Source organism: Lysinibacillus sp. NPDC095746, assembly GCF_044763535.1.
GTDB lineage: Bacteria > Bacillota > Bacilli > Bacillales_A > Planococcaceae > Lysinibacillus.
This window is the reverse complement of record NZ_JBIWGL010000050.1, coordinates 1-21833: the sequence shown is the minus strand read 5'-3', so window position 1 is coordinate 21833 and position 21833 is coordinate 1. Positions and strand designations below refer to the sequence as shown.

Annotated in this window: 24 protein-coding genes; 6 read left to right on the top strand and 18 right to left on the bottom strand. The window is 33.9% G+C overall.

What is annotated here, in order from left to right; genetic code table 11:
• Positions 1–303 precede the first annotated feature (303 nt).
• The 3 genes from ACIQ7N_RS22950 to ACIQ7N_RS22940 all read right to left on the bottom strand — a co-directional run bounded on the left by ACIQ7N_RS22950 (position 304) and on the right by ACIQ7N_RS22940 (position 2351).
• Entirely contained in the window at positions 304–1563 is a 1260-nt protein-coding gene (locus ACIQ7N_RS22950) for an oligosaccharide repeat unit polymerase (protein WP_402936477.1), read from the bottom strand.
• Between the two features lie 305 nt (positions 1564–1868).
• Positions 1869–2159: a GNAT family N-acetyltransferase gene (locus ACIQ7N_RS22945; protein WP_402936481.1), complete on the bottom strand. Its 291-nt coding sequence runs from the start codon at positions 2157–2159 to the stop codon at positions 1869–1871.
• Positions 2160–2168: 9 nt separating this feature from the next.
• Positions 2169–2351: a hypothetical protein gene (locus tag ACIQ7N_RS22940; protein ID WP_402936475.1), complete on the bottom strand. Its 183-nt coding sequence runs from the start codon at positions 2349–2351 to the stop codon at positions 2169–2171.
• 426 nt (positions 2352–2777) lie between these two features.
• Here ACIQ7N_RS22940 and ACIQ7N_RS22935 point away from each other — a divergent pair, with 426 nt between their 5' ends.
• Positions 2778–2948: a hypothetical protein gene (locus ACIQ7N_RS22935; RefSeq protein WP_402936473.1), complete on the top strand. Its 171-nt coding sequence runs from the start codon at positions 2778–2780 to the stop codon at positions 2946–2948.
• Positions 2949–3103: 155 nt separating this feature from the next.
• On the opposite strand, the gene ACIQ7N_RS22930 is transcribed toward ACIQ7N_RS22935, so the two are convergent.
• From ACIQ7N_RS22930 to ACIQ7N_RS22915, 4 genes are all read right to left on the bottom strand, one after another.
• Positions 3104–3700, bottom strand: a complete 597-nt coding sequence (locus tag ACIQ7N_RS22930) for a YpjP family protein (RefSeq protein ID WP_402936471.1) — start codon at positions 3698–3700, stop codon at positions 3104–3106.
• 735 nt (positions 3701–4435) lie between these two features.
• Positions 4436–5197, bottom strand: a complete 762-nt coding sequence (locus tag ACIQ7N_RS22925; RefSeq protein WP_402936469.1) for an ANT(4')-I family aminoglycoside nucleotidyltransferase — start codon at positions 5195–5197, stop codon at positions 4436–4438.
• A 338-nt stretch (positions 5198–5535) separates the two neighbouring features.
• Positions 5536–6336, bottom strand: coding sequence for a class I SAM-dependent methyltransferase (locus ACIQ7N_RS22920; protein ID WP_402936467.1), 801 nt, complete (start codon positions 6334–6336; stop codon positions 5536–5538).
• Positions 6324–6755: a BrxA/BrxB family bacilliredoxin gene (locus tag ACIQ7N_RS22915; protein ID WP_132358233.1), complete on the bottom strand. Its 432-nt coding sequence runs from the start codon at positions 6753–6755 to the stop codon at positions 6324–6326. Before ACIQ7N_RS22915 ends, ACIQ7N_RS22920 begins: the two co-directional genes overlap by 13 nt.
• A 350-nt stretch (positions 6756–7105) precedes the next feature.
• Here ACIQ7N_RS22915 and ACIQ7N_RS22910 point away from each other — a divergent pair, with 350 nt between their 5' ends.
• Positions 7106–7606 (top strand): hypothetical protein, encoded by a 501-nt coding sequence (locus tag ACIQ7N_RS22910; protein ID WP_402936465.1) that lies wholly within the window; start codon positions 7106–7108, stop codon positions 7604–7606.
• Between the two features lie 147 nt (positions 7607–7753).
• Here the strand turns inward: ACIQ7N_RS22910 and ACIQ7N_RS22905 are convergent, their stop codons facing one another.
• A complete protein-coding gene (locus ACIQ7N_RS22905; protein ID WP_274067256.1) occupies positions 7754–8227 on the bottom strand; it encodes a hypothetical protein in 474 nt (157 codons plus the stop codon).
• 566 nt (positions 8228–8793) lie between these two features.
• On the opposite strand from ACIQ7N_RS22905, the gene ACIQ7N_RS22900 reads away from it, so the two are divergent.
• Positions 8794–9804, top strand: a complete 1011-nt coding sequence (locus tag ACIQ7N_RS22900; RefSeq protein ID WP_402936462.1) for a hypothetical protein — start codon at positions 8794–8796, stop codon at positions 9802–9804.
• A gap of 63 nt (positions 9805–9867) precedes the next feature.
• On the opposite strand, the gene ACIQ7N_RS22895 is transcribed toward ACIQ7N_RS22900, so the two are convergent.
• The 3 genes from ACIQ7N_RS22895 to ACIQ7N_RS22885 form a co-directional block, all read right to left on the bottom strand.
• A complete protein-coding gene (locus tag ACIQ7N_RS22895) occupies positions 9868–10125 on the bottom strand; it encodes a YjcQ family protein (RefSeq protein WP_274067254.1) in 258 nt (85 codons plus the stop codon).
• Between the two features lie 207 nt (positions 10126–10332).
• A complete protein-coding gene (locus ACIQ7N_RS22890) occupies positions 10333–10566 on the bottom strand; it encodes a DUF3953 domain-containing protein (RefSeq protein WP_132358249.1) in 234 nt (77 codons plus the stop codon).
• 81 nt (positions 10567–10647) lie between these two features.
• On the bottom strand, positions 10648–11976 hold the full coding sequence (locus ACIQ7N_RS22885; protein ID WP_402936460.1) for an MFS transporter: 1329 nt from the start codon (positions 11974–11976) through the stop codon (positions 10648–10650).
• Between the two features lie 756 nt (positions 11977–12732).
• Between ACIQ7N_RS22885 and ACIQ7N_RS22880 the strand changes: the two genes are divergently transcribed.
• Positions 12733–12942: an excalibur calcium-binding domain-containing protein gene (locus ACIQ7N_RS22880; RefSeq protein WP_402936479.1), complete on the top strand. Its 210-nt coding sequence runs from the start codon at positions 12733–12735 to the stop codon at positions 12940–12942.
• A gap of 424 nt (positions 12943–13366) precedes the next feature.
• Here ACIQ7N_RS22880 and ACIQ7N_RS22875 read toward each other — a convergent pair whose 3' ends face one another.
• On the bottom strand, positions 13367–14044 hold the full coding sequence (locus ACIQ7N_RS22875; protein WP_402936458.1) for a class I SAM-dependent methyltransferase: 678 nt from the start codon (positions 14042–14044) through the stop codon (positions 13367–13369).
• 325 nt (positions 14045–14369) lie between these two features.
• A complete protein-coding gene (locus tag ACIQ7N_RS22870) occupies positions 14370–15083 on the bottom strand; it encodes a DUF2278 family protein (RefSeq protein ID WP_402936456.1) in 714 nt (237 codons plus the stop codon).
• A gap of 1365 nt (positions 15084–16448) precedes the next feature.
• Between ACIQ7N_RS22870 and ACIQ7N_RS22865 the strand changes: the two genes are divergently transcribed.
• Both ACIQ7N_RS22865 and ACIQ7N_RS22860 read left to right on the top strand, forming a co-directional pair.
• On the top strand, positions 16449–17066 hold the full coding sequence (locus tag ACIQ7N_RS22865) for a hypothetical protein (protein ID WP_402936454.1): 618 nt from the start codon (positions 16449–16451) through the stop codon (positions 17064–17066).
• Positions 17067–17713: 647 nt separating this feature from the next.
• A complete protein-coding gene (locus ACIQ7N_RS22860; RefSeq protein WP_402936452.1) occupies positions 17714–18163 on the top strand; it encodes a GNAT family N-acetyltransferase in 450 nt (149 codons plus the stop codon).
• 149 nt (positions 18164–18312) lie between these two features.
• Here ACIQ7N_RS22860 and ACIQ7N_RS22855 read toward each other — a convergent pair whose 3' ends face one another.
• The 5 genes from ACIQ7N_RS22855 to ACIQ7N_RS22835 form a co-directional block, all read right to left on the bottom strand.
• A complete protein-coding gene (locus ACIQ7N_RS22855; RefSeq protein ID WP_402936450.1) occupies positions 18313–18756 on the bottom strand; it encodes a hypothetical protein in 444 nt (147 codons plus the stop codon).
• Between the two features lie 69 nt (positions 18757–18825).
• Positions 18826–19593, bottom strand: a complete 768-nt coding sequence (locus ACIQ7N_RS22850) for an alpha/beta fold hydrolase (protein WP_402936448.1) — start codon at positions 19591–19593, stop codon at positions 18826–18828.
• Between the two features lie 562 nt (positions 19594–20155).
• Positions 20156–20389: a hypothetical protein gene (locus ACIQ7N_RS22845; protein ID WP_402936446.1), complete on the bottom strand. Its 234-nt coding sequence runs from the start codon at positions 20387–20389 to the stop codon at positions 20156–20158.
• 21 nt (positions 20390–20410) lie between these two features.
• Positions 20411–20608, bottom strand: a complete 198-nt coding sequence (locus tag ACIQ7N_RS22840) for a hypothetical protein (protein WP_402936444.1) — start codon at positions 20606–20608, stop codon at positions 20411–20413.
• Between the two features lie 73 nt (positions 20609–20681).
• On the bottom strand, positions 20682–21272 hold the full coding sequence (locus ACIQ7N_RS22835) for a TetR/AcrR family transcriptional regulator (RefSeq protein ID WP_402936442.1): 591 nt from the start codon (positions 21270–21272) through the stop codon (positions 20682–20684).
• Between the last annotated feature and the right edge of the window lie 561 nt (positions 21273–21833).

The following is a 21833-nucleotide window of genomic DNA, read 5'->3' as shown; positions in this document are numbered from 1 at the left end:
CGAAGAATAGTGAATTAAAAAACGGACACGGGTACGATACGGCATCGACTGCGGGTCTATTTGGCATGGAAATTCAAGGTGCTACAACGATATTCACTGTCAATTTGAAACGGATATTAAAGCTACTAAACGAAAATGAATAAGGAATAGAGACAGAAATAAGGCACTTCTTGTTCAAAATTGAACAAGAAGTGCCTTATTTTTATCTGAAAAAGGTTCGCTATTATGAAAACGTAAGTTTTTCAGTGCCCTCCTCCATTGCGGGAAGGCTTTTATTAATAATTTTTATCATTAATAACGAAGCTAATTTTGTTCCACTTTTATAATCGATGATGCAATGATAACAAAGCCGAGCATTAAAACAAAAATTAAATCCAGTAAACCTGTATGCATCGACACAGTAAATACCGTAATCGTAAAGGCATAGGCGACAGAATGGAAACTACGAATGCCTTCCTGCTTCACTTTATTATAAAGAAGCGAAATTAAAGCACCGTATAAAAAGAAACCAATTGCAACTAATAAATAGCCCCCATCTAAAAATAATTGACCGATAAAGGTTGGTGTAGTTGTACGATTTCCACGTGTAATAACCTTGCCCTTCTCTATACTCACGGAATTGACAACCTCTGTGACCATCATGCGAGGTGAAATTTGCTTACCAGGTAATATCGTACTAAAGATACCTTTATGGACTTCACCGTTTAAATAACCGTTCTCCTGCGTATACTCCATAATTGTACTTAATACAATATGCCCTGTTACACTTTCTTCATTTAATGCACGCACCCATAACGGCGTTTGGTTTACCTTCTCTTCAGCCGTTAACAGCTGGTCTCTCGCCTCTTCCGTTAGCTCCACATCCGGCTGATCTCTTCTATTAAATTCTAATGACCGGTCCTCCGTTAACACACGAATAAAACTAAACATAGAAAAAGCTACACCAATAACTAATAGCGTTGTTAAAAACCACGCCAATTTCACTCGTTTCACTACATAGTGGATAATGATGATGCCTGTAAATAGGATAATAATTAATGGCGTTCGATAGGCAACTAACACAAATAAAAAAATGATAAATGCATAGATAGAACCGTAGATAAACCCTTTCTTCCACGTCATATGCTTTTCTAAAATCATTTTATAGGATAGTAGCAATAACACTCCAAACCATAATAATTGACTAAAGAAGTTCAGCTTTGGATTTAAATTTCGGCGGTTTGATTCATCCGAAATACCAAGTCCGCTTCCAAAAACCATCCATATGTACGAGCATAAACCAAGTAACGTAAGAAACACGATAAAATGAATCACATATTTGCCTAAAAACGACAATCCAAATGAAGGAATTGTCCATTTCATCTTGTCTATAACGTAAACACCTATGTAATAACAAAGAACTGCTAAAATGACTGCGGGCCAAATGGAAACATGTAAATTGAACATTTCAAATCTATGCCAATCAAACATGCTCGTAAAGAAATATAGCAGTAAAATAAATGGTAAAAAGAAATACGGCGAAAACGTATCGATTTTATTTAATTTTCTTAAAAATTGTTTCATATCCTTTTACACCCCAAAATGCTTTCTCCCCCATACTTTATATTAATTTCCAATTATGTAAAACAAGAATAGTATACCATATTAACAGATTATTTTATATATTCACTCAATATTTTTGTTAATAATTTGAAAGTAATCAAGAAACCTATCGAATTATGAAAAGCCTAATAAGTGTTTTCTGTCTTCGTGGTTTGGGATACTGTTGTGTGCAAAACAATAGCCCTTCCTATCAAAAATGAAAATGAGTACAGTGCTTTGGTGCTACCTGTACTCGTTTAAAGGTTTTTAAAGTTTTCACTGTCTACTTATTCAACGCGAAAATCGATATTCTTTTCATATACGATAATTTCCTTTCCATCTTTATCAGTTACTGATTTTATCGGAATCATCCCATGTCTCTTCCAAAATCGATGTCCTGGTTCATTTACGTCAATAACACCTAAACGAAAAGTTTTCACACCTCTTTCTTGCATGACTGTATAAAATAAATCCATCACTTCGTTGCCATACCCATGTCCTTGCGCATCTTTATGAATTTGTAATAGTCCTAGCCATGGATAACCATCATTTGGATTTTCCATCAACAATTTAAGTATACCTACATATTAATTATCTTTTTGTATTAGAAAACGCTCAGCCCCTATTCGTTGGGATTCTTGGATTATGCCCAAGATTTCATCTTTCGTATAAACGTCTTTTTTCTTTGAAATTCGGTTAAAAAAATGATCAGAATTTAAAATACTTACTTCTTCATCGAGTAATTCGGGTTTGGATTTTACTAGCTTCATAATAAATGACCCCCTAACCTTCGTTCATTAATTAATAAACAATATATAATAAGTTTGTTTATTTGTAAACAAATATAACTTCCGTTTGTTATTCTAGATAACGAACGAAAAAAAACAGGCTCAAAATTAATTGAGTACCTGGGTATTTACCTTTTCTTACTACTATATTCGTTACCTGAGTTCACTTACGAAATTCCTATAATATAAACATCAAAAGTATTTTATTAGATTATAAAAAGCCGTACGACGAAGTAATGGAGACTTATAATTTAAGAATCCAGACAAAATGGTTTATAACCTATCCTAGTGAACCACCTGGCGATCGCTATTTGAAACGTATCATTGATTTAATATGCGAACGAGAAAAGATAACTCACTTTACACCTCACTACTTACGACATACATTTGTGACAATACAGTTATCTAATGAAAATCCCTGTTTCTACAGTTGCAGCTTTAGTTGGTGATACTCCAGAAACAATTTATAAAGTTTATGCACATTTATTTGAAAAAGATGAGGTGCACGCTTCAAATCTTATGGATGAAATTATCAATTTGAGTTCATTTGAAGAATCTGAGGAAATCAAAAACCGATGAAATTGGGGCACTTTTTGGGGCACTCACGTTTTTTCTCTCTCCCCTACCCATATAACTTGTAAATATAAAAACTCAAAAAAACATTATAAACGTTGTTATATCAACGTTTTCAAACAAAAAAACACCCGCATTTTAAACGAGTGTTTCGTAATTTTTTAGGATAACCATTTCGGGGGTGTGTTTTTTTCCCAGTATATATCCCCTAAATTGTTATGTGCCATAAAGTCGTCCTCGGCACTATGGTAGTGGAAGTTGTAATAATAACCTTCCTGTGGTCGTTTTTCGGTGCGGACATGAAAGCGAATTAAATCCATTCCTGTTTCATTACTACTAATATTGAAAATTTTTTCTCCATAGTTGCCACTTGGCTTTTCTGAAATTGTTAACGAAGCTAAAGATGAATCGTCTAAGCTAGCTACAGTCATCGCAATGGCTTCCTCCATTTTTGGGAAGATAATGGAATCAAACTCATTGCTAATTTTCGGGCCGATTTTTGAGCCGAATTTAATATAAGATTGCTCTTTAGCAGCGTCGACGAGCAATGAACTGTAGTCGACCGGTTCTTCTTGTATTTCTGTCTCTATCGGCAGAGCAGCTGCTTCTGCAGTGCTTGTCCCAGGTGATGGTCCGATAGATGCACGATTCGATGGATTTTGATCAAATGCTTCCCATATCTCATGTGTTGGCGTAATTAATCCAAAAGTTAAAAACGCAACCATTATGACGATACTTTTTTGAACCCATTTCTTCATTAATTAACACCTTCTCTTTATGTACAAATTGGTAATTCTATTACTTATATATACGCATAAGCCTATAAAAGGTTTCATATTTCTATAATTCATTGTACAATATTTATGTATAAAGTAAAAACTTCACATCTTGTGAAAACGTTTGTATAACCATCATCCTGTTGTCCCAAACTAATCGGGTATTTATTGACAGTATGCAGGTTAAATGTGTCGTTTTTTTTAAAAGGAGGTACAAAACATGGAAATCGCAATGGGTATTGGTCTTTTATTAATGTTAGGTTACTTATCATCTTTATGCTTCACGAACTAATACAATTCCTTTTTACAAAGAAAGTCCGCGAGCTTGCGGACTTTTCTACTTTGATAGCCAATTTTCCCGCTTACAGTCCCCGTAAATTAGGCAAGGGGCAGCCTCGCTTTTGCGAAGCCACCCCTTTAGTATTTAATAGGTAACATTTTTCGTAAATTGTAAAGTCTCAACCCAATCATCTGGGGAATATTATATTGAAACATTTAGTTTCATCACCGCGGTAAAATTCCACTGTGTGCTTTCTAACTTAAGCAACGCAAACCCAACCTTCTTTTGCGTCCTTGCAGCCCCAAAGCATGCGCCAGTGTGAATAAGTATCTTCAAAAACAAAAAGCAGAATTCCAGATTACGTAAATATGCCACCTAAAATAGCACGGTTCATATTATACCACAAGGTTGCGAAAAAGTAAATATTTCATTTTAAGTTACCAAGGTATAACAGCTGAACATGCAATAGAATACCCATGTAGAGTAGACCATGTTAATAAAGCATGCCAAAAATTTTCACAGACTGTGATAATTTGCTGTGGATTCGACAGCTGTCCAGACATCACCAGCTCACAAAGAACATCAAACCCCTCCGGTTGATCTGTAAACGCCAATGCCTCAGGTAGCACTTGCGCAGAAGTTGTAAAATAGCGTTTATGGTGTAAACCTAAAATCATCGCACCTGTTGTTGCAATTTTCATCGCTAAAATCGGTAAAAATGTTTTCGGACCTTGCACTTCAATATTTCTTAATTTCCCCATGTACTCATACATTTCTTCCACTAATGTTCGACAAATGGCTTCTTTAAACATCAAGCTATCCACCAAGCTCGCTTTTACTTTAAGCTCAGTGAAAAAATCCTTTGGGTCATAAATAGGTAGAATGTTGAAAAATTGTCCATGCGTCAGCGGCCATTCTTCATCAACTGCCGTCGCTTCTTCGATAATATCTTCTGCGCTATCAAAATTCACTTCTGCCTTCCAGTCCCCTGCCGTCCATTCATAGCTAAAGCTTTCATCTAAAGCGTTTAAAATACATTTAATTTCTATATCTGAAAATGGTCCATCTGTTTTTCGTGCTACCGAACCATAAAGTCCAATTGCTTGAACTTTTGAACCATATCTCTCTAAAACTTGATTTGCAATTGAATAGGCAATTTCCACTCTTTTTTCTCTCGTTACGTTTTCCGGACCAATCATATTTGTCTCTCCTTGTTAATTATTTAAATGAGATTATAATTGGCCGCGGAGGACCACGAGCTTAACGAGGAATCTTATCTGCCGTCATGTACAAAACCACCTTTCCGCTCCGCATAAACATTCATTATCTCAGGTTCATACACATCTTCCATCCCGTCAAATGATATGCATCCTTCTTTTACTAATTTAATTATTCTACTAAATTAACTATCCCTTTTAGCTAATAAAAAACATGTAAATTAGTAACAACCAATACTGTTTCACATTACCATATCTTAAATTTCACAGCAAAAATAGAGGCCCGTTCAAAATGAACAAGCCTCTTAAAAAAACAATCATTATTTACTTAAGTTAACATCTAGAACGCCAAAATGAAACTTCGCAGTTGGTCGTTCGTATTGCTGAAAATGATATTTGGCAAACCATTCTGAGCGAAAATGAGCCTTTAACACTACTCGCTTTCTCGCCACTCGTTTCGCCTCACTTACCCATTCATCCGTTAATGTCATATGTTCCCCAGCTAAGCGTAATGCTTCAAAATTATTGGCTTCTTCAATAATTTCTTCAAACATCGGATCCATATACACGACATCAAAAGTATTGTCCTGCAAAGTTTTCAAATAGTTAACTGCTTCAGCCCGCACCACTTCAATTTGACGCATACATGCAGTTAACGGCAACTTAGTCGTATCATAAGATTTTATTCCTTGTTCAACTATAAAGGCCACATTAGGATTCGCTTCTAGTCCAACGACTCGCCCCGCTTCGCCAACTGTATATGCCGCCAGCATAGCATCCGCAGCAAGTCCCAATGTACAATCAAGCACCGAATCTCCTTTTTTAAGCTGTGCCGCTTCCAAAAACGGCTCCGCTTCCCCACGAGCTACACGCTTTAAGCGAAATGCTGCTGAATTCGGATGAAAGAAAAACGGCTCATTTGCACCAAATGCATAATACTCAAAACGATTTTTCCCAGCAACGATTACATGTGCATGCAACTCCTGAGAGATTTTCCGAACAGAACGCTTTTTTCTCGGCTCAAACGATGCATCTAATTGTTTACACGCAAAAGCAGCGAGCCCCAACGATAAATCGTCTGGTCTGCCCGCTGTTGTAACAATCGTTTTTACTTCTCGCATGTTTGCTCTAAAACACCTGTTAAATGTGTAACAATTTGCTCCACAGGGAATCCTTCAATTTGTTCACGTGGAATAAAGTATGCCAATTGCCCATCCTTTAAAATTGCCATTGATGGTGAACTTGGTGGTACATCCTCAAAAAAGCTACGCATCGCAGCAGTCGCTTCAGGATCCTGCCCCGCAAAAACAGTCACAAGATTATCAGGCTTAACCGCCTCCACCGCTTCACGAGCAGCCGGACGCGCCAATCCAGCCGCACAGCCACAAACCGAGTTAATCACAACCAACGAAGTCCCCTTCGCCTCCGCCATAAACTCATTCACCGCATCAGCCGTCGTAAGCTCCGTAAATCCGGCCCCTACTAACTCCTCACGCATCGGTTTCACTACCTGTTTCATATATTCATCGTAAGCGTTCATGCTTTTACCCTCTTTCATATGTATTCGCAAAGGTTATTATAGCAAGGTTTTTCACGAATGTACAAAGACTTGCCTTTTGCCCGATTTCATAGGTTTTCCGGAGAAAAGTGACTTTTTCGTAATTTTGATGACTTTGGATTGATTTATTAAACACTTGTTACACACCAAATAATGGATTTTATTGTTAGGGTTTTAATTATTGTAGCAATCACTCCATTTATTTTAACAGTTCAAATAAGAGTTTTGGAAAAGCAATAAGAGAATGTTGAAGGCATAGTTAAAAATACATAATTCCTTCTTTTTTAGGAAAAGTAATATATAAAATAAATCCGGAGGTAGGTAGATTTTAATTGAAAAAAATATGCTTTTTTCTATTTTTGATTCTAACTTTTCCTATGAGTAATGCATATGCTATTACGACTGATTTAGAAAAAATATATTTAGAAAATGGAGAATATACTGAGGTGAACAAAGCTATTCAAGAAGGGAAGGCATCTTTTAAAAAGGACATCCCATTGCCTACTCGACTTCCCCCGATTTCATTTACACATGTTTTCGCATCATTTAACCACAAGAGTTCACAATTAACTATATATTATTTAGATGAAAACAACGGGAAAAAACATTACACTTTAGTTATCATACCTAACGATAATGATATGTCATATCCAAACAATGCAAAGAAAATTAATTTGGGAAATGGTCAGGAAATGATTTATTTCAAAAGTGATGGTTTTATAACGTATAGAACTGTGGTGAATGATTTCGAATACACATTTATTGTAGATAAAGCAAGTAATGAAACGATTAATGTGAATGGAATCATGAAGATAATTAATTCCATGATCTGAAAAATCTTTAGCCTAGGGTCAAAATATGAGCACATGATTATTTTTATTTTGGTGACTTAATAGTAATTCTTCAACCTGTGTTTTCAGGGCTTGATTAACGTTCTGTGTTGTACTTAGCTATACTACACCAGTGATTTCTTTATAAACTCAAAAACTATTTACCTCTGATTTTAAACTGTCAACAAATTCGTTTATTTGTTCCATTTTTACTCTTAGACATAGTGCAGGACCACTTTCTGATGCACTATGATTATTCTTCTCCCCTGCATCTAACACAAAAATTAATCTATAATAAGGCTCCCATTCATCCCTTTCATGTTCGGGCACTTGAAGGAAACCATGTCCAGGATAATAATAATTGCCAAATAGAGGAATGTGATAAATACACAAGCCTGGATCATGAGGTTCTAGCATACTTAGATGCATAATATCGATTTGTTTTAAATCATCTAATAACTTTAAGAAATCTTTCTTTAAGCAAACGATTTTTGTATTCACCTCTGGAAAAGCAAGACCAGAGCGGAAATGAATGTGGAATTCTACACTCTCATCATTAACTAATTTCAAATTTATTTCAACTTCACAACTAGATTGACTAAAATAATCTTTTAATAAAGCCATAAATAATTCCCCTTTACTCTAATTAGCGTTTGGTTGTACTAGATAAATTACAACAATCCACAGTTACTATACCACATAGATTTTGTCATACTATATATGGACTACCAGGAAATACTGGTCTTTTAAGTTCTTTTAACTACCGAAATCAGCAATCCCGTGTTTTTATAATCAAGATACAGCAATAAATGCTATAAATAGAAAATTAGTGATGCATAGCTAAGAAATAACAGAATGGATATGGCAAGATTCCAGTGAACCACATAGACGTATTAGATTAGAGTTCACTCACCAATTCCCTATAGGCTATGGTATTTCAAAGAAGAGAAAGCAATAATATACTGACTTAACAAAGAGTTACCTCATTTTTGAAAAGTCTGGTTTGAGCAGGACACCCGTCTCCCCCTCTTTTCGTTATCGATGCTTGTCACACACCCAAAAATGGCTTTTAATCCGCACTAACAATTTAGCAGTTTCTAATTTAATAGGTATTAATCACAGTTTTCTATTTGTCTATGTACTTCTCCCTCCAAATTTCCTAGAATGGTAATATAAAGGGAGGATTTTTTATGAAGAAAAAATTAATTTTTAGTGCAGCATTCGTATTAAGCTTAGGATTAGCTGGATGTGAAAGCGATTCATCAAACGACGATAAGCCAAAAGGGAATGGTGCTAAAACCGAAGAGCATCAAAAAGTACTTGCTAAAACAACAGATGATGTAATTAAACATTTTAAAGATGATGGTTTAGACCTAGGAGAAATTTCGGACTTACCAAATGATGAATTTGGAAATATCCGAAAAGAAGGTAAACGAATTTTAATCCCTTCTCTTGGTGCTGATTCAGGTGGTCGAATATTTTTATTCGATAATGAGGAAAATCTAAAAAATGCAAAGAGTTATTATGATGAATTAGGAAATTCCAGTCCTCTGTTTTATTCTCACACTCATCAAAGTGGAAAGTTCTTATTACAAATGAATGGTGATATGGAAGATAACGAATTTGCTAAGTATGCAGCTTCACTAGAAAAAGCTGTAACAGGTTCTACTAACATCGAAATAAACAAAGAAAGTAAAGCCAATAAAGCAGATAATTTAACAGAAGCGAATGCTGGTGAAGTTGTGATAGATGATTTTGCAGGTACATATACAATCACCGATTTATATGCAGCACCAACTGAAAAATACAAAAGTGCCGATGTTGAATTTTCAATTGATGGAATAAAAACAGCTAAACTAGTTGCACGTGATCCAAAAATGATTGAAACAGATGCTGAAACAAATGTCCTTATCCTATCTATAACAGGAGAAAATTTATCTGATGACACTTTAAGTTTCCATCCTAACTCAGCGAAAATGACTACTGACACAAAACGTCAAATCAATTCAATTGTTGAAATTTCTCATTTTGAGTCCGAATTTATTGGCAAAGTAATACAAAAAGGTGAAGTTATTTTTAATTTAGGAAAAGAAGGTTTAGAAGGTGTCAAAGAATTAAAATTTGTTTTTGATAGTGCTTCAAAAGATAACAGATTTATTGGTGATAAAGTAACAGTAGTTGTACCAGTAAATAAAAAATAGTCACTCAATTGTACTTCACCCCAAAAGTTAGACTAAAAACCTATCTTTTGGGGTTCACTACAGTTAGATGTGACTCATAATATTATTTTCTATGTAATTTAATCCTTTTAATTCAATCTTGGCGTTATACAAGGAAACCGAAATTACTTTATTCTCTAGACATTCACGATAAATGCTCGCACCAGAAATAAACCCTTTTTCTTGGATCATTTCAACGATTTCTCCGAATGTTTGTTTGTCTATTTCAAAATCATAAAACTTAGGCTCTTCCTGATTATTTAAACCTTCTAGAATATCTAATATTAATTTTCCCTTATCCAAACAATGCTACCTCCATTCTATTTAATAATATAGAATAAAAGGTAACATTTGTCACATAATGACTCCATAAAAAAAGCCTCACAGTGCTAGATGTAAGGCTCGTCTGATACGATAAAACATTTAATTACGTTATATCGCAAAGCAAAAATTGTATTTTCGTTTATAGTAGTTTGACTGAATTATGGTGAGTGGACACCACTACTTTATTTAGATCCATATGAAACTTTGAATTGACACATATACTGAAAATAAAAATAGCGCAATCATTAACAAACCATAAGCTTTTCTCTCTCTTTGAAATTCTTTAATTCCTAAAGTTAGAACAAATAAACCTAAGAAGAATATCATTAGGAAATTCAGTTGATAATCACGTGTGATAAGTCCATAAGCCGAGAGAGAGATTCCTATGATTGCAAAAACAATTTGTAAAATTTTCAGCATAATATTCCACCCCTCTTAAATTCCATTTTTTATTTATCATACAATAAAAAAAGAGGATATGGAAATGACTGTATCTATTTTTCATTCCTTGCTAACATTGGCGGCAGTGGGGGGTTTTTGCACTAAAACCTCTTTTGCTAGAACTTCTTCTTCCCCTACCACTCCCTCTTTTTCTAACATTTCTCCTTTTGTATCGTTTTCAAAAGTATCATACATTTTCTCTTTAATGAATAGTGCAGGAATTAGCCCCATGAATGCGTAAGAAATACCTAACACAGCTAGTCCAAATCCAATTGATTGTGAAGTAGCGATAATTCCAATAAGGATTGGAGCTATAGCTGCACCGATTCTTCCCGTATTATAAGCCGCACCTACAGCAGTCCCTCTAATATAAGTCGGGAAGCTTTCACTTAAATAAGTAGCATTTACACCATACGGCGCTCCATATACGAAACCTAGAACAGTCATTAAAACAATGATGTTTCCTGGTGATTGATAAAAATATATGACTGGTAGCATGATCGCTGTAGATACTCCTGCTATTACGAAAACCCAACGACGTCCAATTACATTGGCAACCCAACCAGCAAGTGCTTTACCAAAAATCGATGCTGTATATGTTCCAATTAAATATCCTGTCATCTCTTTGAAATTAAAGCCTAATTCTTTCACTATATACGTCGGTAACCAAGTACCTACTCCGTAATATCCGAATTGCAATAAGGAAGAAGTTAATATCCATAATAGAAAGATTGTAAAAACTTTCTTATCCCTAAACAACGCAAGCCATTCATTTGATTTCTTTACTTTTGATGTCTTAGCTTGTTTTTTAGCCAATCTCCAGCCAGTAGGTTCTGGTACTTTTACTCGAATATAGATCGCCACAACAACCGGGAAGATTGATAGTAAGAATAACGGTCTCCAACCATATTCAGGTAGAATCGCGCCCGCTAATAAAACCGCGACTAAATATCCTAATGAATAGGAAGAACCCAATACGCCCATAATAGTTGCTCTATTTTTAACTTTTACATATTCAGCCATTAACATTGTCGCTAATGAATATTCAGCTCCCATACCAATTGCTGATATGAAACGAACAATAATAAATTGTTCATATGTTTGTACAAAAGCTAAGAGAGCCGTTCCAACAGAGAATAATATCATCATATAAGTCATCATTTTAACACGGCCAAAGCGATCAGATAACCAACCTCCTAGAATTCCTCCAAGTGCCATCCCTAATAGCGAGAATGTACTGATCCAACCAGCAGCCTTCGTATCTAAGACGAATTCGTCAATTAGGCTCGGCATTACCAATGACAACATTTGAATATCCATACCATCAACTGTTAACCCTATAAAACTAGCTACAAATACAATTTTCCATAGATTTGAGTTTTTTTCCATAACATATCTCCCTCCGCATCCCTAGATTGTTTTGAAACAATTCTCTATAAGCAAAATGAAGATACTGCATAGAATGTTTTGGTAAAAAAGGGTATAATAGTATTGTTTTCTAGTTTAGAATTTCAAGTAGGGTAATATTATAGAGTGGAACACCGTTATGAGGATTGAACATATCCTACTTGTTTAACTCTGAAAATAATTTTTATTTTATTTAGAAACTAACGACACCAAAACAATTTATACGGTATTTATTACCTCCCCCTTTAAATAATTATACATTCTAAATTACTCTCTAACAATTCAGAAAAATAAGTTTTATTAGAGCGGATTAGCAGTCACCTAATGGAAAAAGTATTCTTATGTCACGAATGCTTTCACTAGTTAGCTAAAACATTTGTTATATAATAAAAGCCCTCTCCACTCATCTGCAGAAGGCATTATGTTTATATCCTACTCAGTTAAAATCTCCCGTACAACGTCCTAATACATACGTAAAAAACTAAACTTCCAAAATCAAATCGCTCTAATATATTCCAAATTAAAACAATAATGGATTGTTTTTTTATAAATATAATAGTAAAATTTACTCGAGGTCATTAATCCTATTTTTTACATCAATTAACAATAATAGAAGGAAATCTACTTAAACCACTATTGTTATTTCATTATTTAGCAATAAAAATAATTTTAGGAGGAACATTTATGAAAAAATTAGCTACTTCAATTATCGTAGGTGCATTATTAATCGGTGGAACAATGAGCATACCAACGCCAACAGAGGCCGCAGCGAAAAAATACAAAAATTGTACAGAGTTAAATAAGGACTACAAAGGTGGCGTTGCTAAAGATGCCAATGTGAAAAATAAAGGTGGAAAAACAAAATACGCACCTTTTGTATCAGCTGAACTATATAAAGCAAATGCTTCGAAAGATCGTGACAAAGATGGTATTGCTTGCGAGAGATAAAGTTTGTAATTCTGTTAAGGTGCATACCTTAAATTCACTGCCCTACTTGATGATCAATCCTCAAAACGTTAATTGGATTCTCTTCATTATTATAGGATTGAAAGTAAAAAGCACAGAGAGTTCTGTGCTTTTTACGTGTCATTATTCCGGAATCTAATCGTTAACTGAATAAATTGGTTATATTATTTCCTTTAAAAAATAAGACTATGTCTCCAATTGCCCCAATACAAAAAAATATAAAATAATAACTTGCAATCGTCACCTTTTTATTAAATATTTCCTTGAGCGCTTGAATAAACAACTCGTCAAACCTAATCCAACTTAATATCCAACTCGTTAAAAGAAAACTTATAATCATCATTTCCTTTTGCTCCCCTGTTATATAAACCTTTTAGTAAATACATCTTTTTTGTTTATTGATTTCTTAAATCTTTTGCACAACAACAGCTTTTGAAAACGGAAATGTATAAAAAAATTGCTTTATTTCAACGCGATTGGAAACTAAATTCAATATTTGAATGTATTCAGCAGTTTTACTGAAATCAGAAATAACTAATCGACCATTTGGCCTTAAAACTCGCCACATTTCAAAAATCGCCTTCCTTCTCCCTTCTACACTTTTAATGTTATGAACTACGAAGTTTGAGACAACAACATCGAAACTTCCGTCCGAAAATGGAAGTTCCCGAGCGTCAGCATCCACAATGTCGATTTCTGCCACATTTTCAGCAACCATATTAGCTCGTAGTTTAGCTTTCCCATTCCCTCCCAAATCCCATTTTGACCAAACATCAGTGGCTGTCACCTTACAACCCCTTTGAGATGCGGAAATAGCTAAAAGTCCACGACCTGTTCCGACATCAAGAAGTTCATCACGTGATTTAGTTTGTGCAAGACTCAAAATCACTTCTCTGTGTGCGATTTTGATTGTTGTTGAGTATGTAAACATCCAAAGGCCCGTCACAAGACAAATCAAACCATAGCTTAATACAAATCCATTGACTGAACTAAACACACCAGATAACGTAAATATCAGCCCGATAATAATTAAAAAGGCAACCCAAAATGGGGCGTCAACCCCATATCGCATGGTAATTTTCATTTATCTTGACCTCCTTCGCTACCCTACATACAAAAAGCAATACATAGTGTTTTCAATAAAAGGAACGTTTTGTTGCATAATAAAATTCCTGTTCATAATTGTATAAGTAATTTTTGTTCATTAGATTTACTTCGAAATTCTTAAAATTTATCTGTTTACTTCTCAAAAAACTAAATCTGGGAACAAAAATAGGATAAATGTTGCTGTTTGCTTTCTCTATTGCAAAATCCGCTTCATTTATCCTCTACAAACATTGATATATCAATGTTCTATTCTATTAAGTATCCTTAAATGAAGTAATACCGTTTTTACTCCATTAGATTTTTTACATTTCTATTATTGATTTTCTATTTGTATGGTTGCAAACACTTACTGGCTTAGTTGCATGGCCATTGTCATCTGTACACCAAGACTGCGATTGGAATGCGAGGAATATACCAACCCATCTATTTTCATCTTCAAAATGAATGAATACACCACCATCTTGCCATATCCCATCGTCTTTTCTAAAATCCCTACTATTTCCTTGATTCATATGAATATCATGAATGCCTCTACCTGGAGAAAAACCAAAATATTTATCTTTTACATCTTCAGTTTTAAATTTTTCTCCGTAAGCATAAACTGTCGCTTTTTTAGCCATAGCCTCTTGCATATATTTATTAACTTTTTCATTTAAGTCATTGTCTGGTCCATTTTTTGTTGCAGGGAGAGGAATCATTTTTTGGGGATCAAATAAGCCACCACGAATATAATCCAATGCAATTTCACGATTATCATTCGTAACTTCTGTAAATCCTTCTTCGTAATTTGGAATAATAGTTATTTGTTTTGAGTTGAAATCTTCACTAACAAAATATAGGACTTCTGAAGGCTTTACCTTAGAGGCAACATTGATCGCAATCCGATAATCCTCCTGACTTTTATCCTTCTTTGTTGCTCGAATATGCACTTCATAATGAGGCGTCTTATCATATGAATCCACAGGTCTAACGTCAACAACTTTACCTTTGAGCACTCCGTATTTGAATAAGGGCATGGACTATTACCTCCTATAAAGTTATGCTAATAAAACCTTATGCCAAGATTAAGTACATCTTGGAAGAATCATTAGTTAAATACAAGCTCAAACTTTTTATTGGTATAATCAATCACCATATGCCATTCTTAGCAATAACACTATCTTTTCGTTACAGGTTTACCTGTTTTCGTCCATAATCGATTTCCAGTAAACTATGTTGTATGATAAATCATTAATAATGTTACAGTCACTTAAAGTATTTGAGATAACCGTCATCCTCCAGTATATTCTTTTTCTTCATCATTCTTTTCTAATTTTTTAAAATTAAACCTCTCCATTTGTTTGTCTACAACTTTCAATTTATCCCCTCCCACAAATAATTTATTTTTTCTTATTACTTCTATAAACTTCCAATAACTCCTTCTACTTTAACTAAACTTCATCGCTAGTTGAAGTATCAAATCTTTTCGAAAAACTAAAAAGAAGCAGCCTTTCGACCACTTCCACATTTGTTTCCGACTCTAAATATCGTTGTACTGGAATATGCTTACTAATTGCTCACACAACTAAAACTTATAAAAAGTGCTTTAGCGAGTGACCATGCTACAGCTTTTTATTTTATACTATTTTCAAGTATGAACTTTAACATATTAATAGTAATGTAAAGCAAATACACCTCCAAATCTTACTAAGGAGCACTCTTATCCCTAGTACCCTTTTTATATTTCCAAAAACCAAAATCATTCCTTCGAACAAATCTATTTAAATGATGACCTAAAACCAACCATTTACAAACTACTTTACAAAAGCAATTTGCTTCAAAAACGACTAAAAAATTGTTGATTTTTCCCGTTTTTTGTTTTATATTTACAATATCCATGTGCTGTTTAACAGGTAACTGTTAGACAGCTTTTTAATTACCAGCATGCAACAATCCTAATATACCAATGACTATAATGAGTAACTCACCTATTACACAAAAATCCTTGATGTTTTTGATCCCCGCCATCATCTGACATATAAAGATCATTCACTAACCGTTTCTGCCTCTGAATCATCATTTATCCGCTAACGGCAACTTTTTTGAACATTTGACACCTCTATCTGTTGTCCATTTATAATCCTATCCACTATGTAATCAATTTTCTGCCCTATCTTTAGTATTTCTAAACCCATGCTCTTTTAATGGCTACATCGTCATTTTTCAAAACCACATTTGTTTCCCCTTGCTCCGATAGCTTCGTAGATTGCCTTGCAATGCTTGTTAGTCATTAATACACGCCGTTGTCATGGCCGAATAATTGTAATTGATTCATGTTACAACCTCCTGAAAATTATCTAAAGTATTTCGTGGAATATTGACAAATAAAGGAGTTGTTTTTAGTGTCTTCAAAAAAAGTTTCTATCGGTCTTACACAATTTACAGATTTTACTTTCAAAGGCGTTACAGGTAAAACTTCAATGGTTAGACAAATAAAATATCAAGATGAATACAATCCCGCTTTTGATTACTGGAAAACGTTACGGGATGGCATCCGAAAATTTCATGAGAACGAATTTAGTAACGATTACCTGCTTTCACTTGCTAACAAAGTTTCTCAAGCTAAACAAAAAAATTACCTGGAAGCAGTCAAGGCATATTTGAAATTTATTAAAAATAAGGAAATTGAATGGTTTGACCCTGGCAAATCCAATTGGTGTAGCGAATATTTAACTGTCCGTTCGTCACCAGAACTAGGATTAAAGATTAATGGTGTTCCACACTTAATCAAGTTATATTTCAAAGGGAAGGACGAACGAATTGATAAAAATAAATGCCGCTCATCTTTGACACTATTAAAACAATCCGATTTCACCATTGAGCATTCTCCTGATATAAAGCCGGCAATTTTAAATGTCCAAAAAGGTAGGTTAATTTCAGATGAACCCTCTACTGAGGACCATCTAATTGCACTTGAATCCGAAGCAGCACAATTTATGATTATTTGGAATAAAATTTAATCAAATTCAAGCCCCATATAACAGAAGATATTTTTTAGCACTAAATGGAATTGGTGCTGTGCGTTCCACCTAACCCTGTAATTTTTTAAAAATCTATTTTACAGGCTATGAACTATACAAAAAAACTATCTTGTCATATTAATAGTAATGTAAAGCTAATTTAGCCTTACACCTCCGAATCTTGTTACTAAGGGTCACTCCTATCCCAAGTGACCCTTTTTAGTTTCTTCCCTCATATTGTGCAGTAATTGATTCAATCTATATTTTCAAATATCTACTAATTATGTTATCCTTTTATAAGTTCTTAATCTAAATATTAGGAGTTCCTAGGCGATGAAAACACATTCGACATTTGGGTATCTCATATTAATTTTAGGCATCATGTTATTTTCAAACGGGTGGAGCAGATTATCTGGCACCTTCGGATATAGTTCATTCATTCCAAATAACTCTGTTGCACTACTATACATTTCTATAGGGCTTTCTGTAATGTTCATTTCATACTTTATAAAACCCCAAAAAAATCAATAATTTTACTGAACAATATTTTTCTCTTTAGCTTTACTTTTAGTATTTTCAATATTATGAATAAAAAATGGGGTATAAGTTCAATGTTTTCATAAAAATAATGAATCGGAGGAATTATAATGTTAATTAGAAGTGCAAAAGTTCAAGATTGTCATCTATTAAGCAATTTGGCTTATAAGTCAAAAGCCTATTGGGGCTATACAGAAGATTTTCAACAACAGTGTAAAGATGATTTAACTGTAAGAAAAGAGTACATAGAAAAAAATCCAGTTTACGTAATGGAAAGTGACAATAAAATAGTAGCATTTTATAGCTTTACTATTCATAAAAAGAAATTAGATACCTTATTCATAGACCCTGATTATATCGGTAAAGGATTAGGGAGAATGATATGGGACCATTTATTAACTAAAGCGAAGGAGTTAGGAATAAGCGAGTTTACTCTTGATAGTGATCCTAACGCGGAAGGTTTTTATTTAAAAATGGGTGCGAAGAATATTGGCTTTACTCCATCTACTGTGTTCCCTGACCGTCATCTTCCTTTAATGAAAGTTAATGTTTTTAATTAAATAAGAAGTAAAAACCAAGGCAGCAATTAAGCAATCTTGGTTTTTACATTTTATGAAGGTATAGGACTGAGGAAACGTACCTGTTTTATCAGGTACTAATGTCATCTGCCTGATGATCTCCCTGCGCATTACCACTATAAAATTTGGCTTCAATCCTTGATCAAGGCCCCTCCAGTAGTAAACTGATGTTTATCGTCGATTACTTCCATAAAACCTTTTAATTGGATAATAGGATTATCAATTCCTAACAAAGATTGATCCCCCATACCTTCAAACGGCATAAACAAAGTAACCTTTTCCCCTGGTTGAATATCTAATTTGTTTCCTTTAGCTTCAACCTTATATTCATTACCTTTATAAGCATTTTCCCCTTCCTTTATCATGAACGAAACAAAAACATTATTTTGTTTTATCACGTAATCACTATCATTTATCAATTTTATAGAATATGATATTCCTTCTTTTAGAGTTTCCTTTTCAATTAGCTCTAACTTAACTTTTTGTATATCATTTAACGTGAACTCCTTTTCACTATCGCAACCTGCTAATAATACTAAAATGAAGAAAAAACAAGATAATAATTTAAGCTTCAAAGAATTTCCCCCGTTACTTTTTGTTGTTTTTTCATCAAAAGATTCCCCAAAAAAATCATTCATCTTATTTCAATTAAGTGATTTTTCGATTTCCTTTAACATAAGTATAATCTCCTCAATTACAATCTCTGGCTCATCATGATGTATATAATGTCCACTATGACTTGCAATCCGAAACTTGCTTGACGTTGACAGCTTTTTGAATTCTGCTTGGAGTTTTTGTTCAATTTCCAATATCTTTTGAGATGGCCATCCCTCTTCTCCACTATCAGGTAAACCTCTTGCAATAATTGTGAGAGGAAGGTCAATTTGTCTTGTATGATCAACTATTTGCTTATAGCTCTTCATTTTATCAATATTTTCACTATTCAACGAAGGGTTTTCTAAATATTCTCTATTTCCTGCAACCAAATTTTCCGGCAAAACCTGTTCATACGCAAGTTCTTTAAATTCCGGTGCAGCGTCAACCAAAATCATGCCGCAAATGTCGAGTGGATAAAGACTGGCATACAATCTGGCAATCAAACCACCAAAAGAATGCCCTACTAGTATATATGGCTTCTTTACATCAAGTTCTTGCAACAATTTTGAAAGCTCTTCGACCAAATCATGACAAGTCTGCGGAACAGCTGCGACTGAACTTCTACCAATACCTGCTCTCGTGTAGGACAAAGTTGAAGTTACATCCGATATTCGGTCTTGAACCTTTTTCCATGTCTTAAAATTATCGCCTAATCCAGCTATAAAGATGACACTCGGAGCGCTGGTACGTTGATATTTTGTATATAGACTACGATTATCAGCGATATTGATTATCTTTTTATTATGTTTATTCACTTTTTATCACCTATTCCAATTATAAGCTTTAAATTACTTATATTTCCATGATAATTTTTAGAGTCCCAATTGATTTTTTTCATCATTCCAAACTCCGAGTCATGAACAACGTAACTTTCAACTCGTATTCCTTATCACGTATAATTAACGTCACTATGCTTAATTTCGGGTAATGCGTTAAGCCCCAATTAGTCTTCTCCCCTTGCCCTTATAGGAGCAAAACTTGCCCCAACAATTGTAAAGAACTAGCCCGCAAAAAAACTGAGTGTGCGTGACTCTATCCAACGTAAAAGAAATCCTGATAGTTCCAAAACCGCACCCATTATTGTATTTTCCATTGTAGTAATTAATCCAAAAAATATTTAGAAAGGACATTTTTCATGATTAGTGTTTGCTTATAGGCGATACTTACAGTGAGCAGCCATATTCTGATTGATGACTATACCCATTTTTTAATCACTACCGCTACCAGAAACGATTAAACGACCTAAGCCCTTTAGATTTCAGCTCAAGCCGTTTAATACACTTTTATTATTCTTCTGATCGGGTTCAGTTCAGTATTCTAAAGTTTTCTTAATTCATTCGTTGTTGCAATAGAACTTAAAATACCTATTGTTCCTAGAACTAATATCGACTTCGATGAACCAATAATTCCTAACGTTAATCCTCCTACTCCTACGGCAGTTGTTAAATACCTACTATATTTCAGTTTCGATTTCGTGGCTTTTGGAATTTTTATATTAACTCCAGCTAACTTGTTTACGCTTATCAACGTTTCATCTAATTTTTTTATCATTTTTATTTACCTCCGTTAGAATTAATTTAAGAAAATATCAATAGCTGGATTAATCAATAGCAAGAAACTGGAAACGACTACGTATATTCCATATTTTTTCTTTTTTAACATACAAAACAATCCAATAATAAACACCACAAGTGCAATTCCAATTGATATGTAACTGAAAATTCCTATAGTATTATTTTGTTGTAAGATATCTAATGTTAAATTAGCCAATATTGATTTCCCCCATTTTTAATTTTGTTTATGCTAGATGTCCCATTTGTTCTTTATTAGCATTTTTGTTTGCTTAAGAAGACGATATTGTAAAAATTTGATATATTGAACTCTCAAGTAGAAAGTTGAATATATCGCATTTGTTATAAACTAAATCGTTTTTCATCGCTGCAGTATATAATAATGTACTTAAGATCCCATATGCTTTTTCTTTAGGAATTCTCAAATTTAAATTTGAACGCTCTAAGACTTCATCAAAAAAATTCTTATCATTTTTCTTGAGACTTTCAATTTTATCTTTAGGTAGTTTATTTAAAAATAAATGATAATCTGGGTTGTTGAAATTATATAACGTAGGATGTTTAACATACTCTTCAAAAAGCCATTTCATTGCTATTTTAAAACCTTCAATACCTGAGTTAGTTTGTACTATTGAGTTCCATTGTTCTTTCAATTGATTTTGCATCATTGACAGTACTTCTAGAAATAACTCTTCTTTTGTTTTGTAGAGTCTGTAAAAAGATTCCGTTGATATTCCAACTTCATAAGTAAGAGAAGCGATGCTAGTTAATTTGTAACCTTTCGTTTTCCAACTCTGAGCACAGCTCTCACATAACTTTTGTTTAAGTAATGTACTATCTCTTACGGTAAAATTTTTAGTCATTAGATCGGTTCCTCTAATAAGTATCATTTAGATCAGTCCCTTTCATTTTGTACTTTAATTGTACGAATCGATTTTCTCTTTTTTCTTACCTATTCCTTACAAGTTTATTAATTTAAAAAACTGAAGGTGAACCAAATGGAAAAGCAGTGATATAGATTAGGCTTTAAGCAAGCTAAAAAAAGCCCTCCACAGAAGATTGTGGAAGACAATAGAAAAATTTTTATTTGATTCTTGTCCGTACAAATATTTTTAAGGGAGACAGACTTGCCTCCCCCTCAATGCAAAATTTTTTCATTCAATGGCCGCAGCCAAGTCATGTACCAACACTTCTACCTCCTTCATTCTCCCAACGATCAATGACAATGTATATACATCATCCTTTTTTATAAAAGTTTCATTTCTATACTAGGACTGGGCGCTTTCTTGGGCGTCCGATGAGCCGCTTCACTCGCGTTGCTCGCTCAAGTATAAATGTCAACACCTATATGTACATTTTTGCTCGTTTAAGGATGTACAAAATTACTCGTTTTCCGAGGTTAAATGATGCTTTAATCGGTATGA

Bases quoted from the DNA above. Each gene is read 5' to 3' on its own strand.
- ACIQ7N_RS22950 (WP_402936477.1), bottom strand. From the start codon at position 1,563: ATGAAACAATTTTTAAGAAAATTAAATAAAATCGATACGTTTTCGCCG.
- ACIQ7N_RS22940 (WP_402936475.1), bottom strand. From the start codon at position 2,351: ATGAAGCTAGTAAAATCCAAACCCGAATTACTCGATGAAGAAGTAAGT.
- ACIQ7N_RS22935 (WP_402936473.1), top strand. From the start codon at position 2,778: ATGAAAATCCCTGTTTCTACAGTTGCAGCTTTAGTTGGTGATACTCCA.
- ACIQ7N_RS22930 (WP_402936471.1), bottom strand. From the start codon at position 3,700: ATGAAGAAATGGGTTCAAAAAAGTATCGTCATAATGGTTGCGTTTTTA.
- ACIQ7N_RS22925 (WP_402936469.1), bottom strand. From the start codon at position 5,197: ATGATTGGTCCGGAAAACGTAACGAGAGAAAAAAGAGTGGAAATTGCC.
- ACIQ7N_RS22920 (WP_402936467.1), bottom strand. From the start codon at position 6,336: ATGCGAGAAGTAAAAACGATTGTTACAACAGCGGGCAGACCAGACGAT.
- ACIQ7N_RS22915 (WP_132358233.1), bottom strand. From the start codon at position 6,755: ATGAACGCTTACGATGAATATATGAAACAGGTAGTGAAACCGATGCGT.
- ACIQ7N_RS22905 (WP_274067256.1), bottom strand. From the start codon at position 8,227: ATGGCTTTATTAAAAGATTATTTTAGTCAATCTAGTTGTGAAGTTGAA.
- ACIQ7N_RS22900 (WP_402936462.1), top strand. From the start codon at position 8,794: ATGAAGAAAAAATTAATTTTTAGTGCAGCATTCGTATTAAGCTTAGGA.
- ACIQ7N_RS22890 (WP_132358249.1), bottom strand. From the start codon at position 10,566: ATGCTGAAAATTTTACAAATTGTTTTTGCAATCATAGGAATCTCTCTC.
- ACIQ7N_RS22885 (WP_402936460.1), bottom strand. From the start codon at position 11,976: ATGGAAAAAAACTCAAATCTATGGAAAATTGTATTTGTAGCTAGTTTT.
- ACIQ7N_RS22880 (WP_402936479.1), top strand. From the start codon at position 12,733: ATGAGCATACCAACGCCAACAGAGGCCGCAGCGAAAAAATACAAAAAT.
- ACIQ7N_RS22875 (WP_402936458.1), bottom strand. From the start codon at position 14,044: ATGAAAATTACCATGCGATATGGGGTTGACGCCCCATTTTGGGTTGCC.
- ACIQ7N_RS22870 (WP_402936456.1), bottom strand. From the start codon at position 15,083: ATGCCCTTATTCAAATACGGAGTGCTCAAAGGTAAAGTTGTTGACGTT.
- ACIQ7N_RS22860 (WP_402936452.1), top strand. From the start codon at position 17,714: ATGTTAATTAGAAGTGCAAAAGTTCAAGATTGTCATCTATTAAGCAAT.
- ACIQ7N_RS22845 (WP_402936446.1), bottom strand. From the start codon at position 20,389: ATGATAAAAAAATTAGATGAAACGTTGATAAGCGTAAACAAGTTAGCT.
- ACIQ7N_RS22835 (WP_402936442.1), bottom strand. From the start codon at position 21,272: ATGACTAAAAATTTTACCGTAAGAGATAGTACATTACTTAAACAAAAG.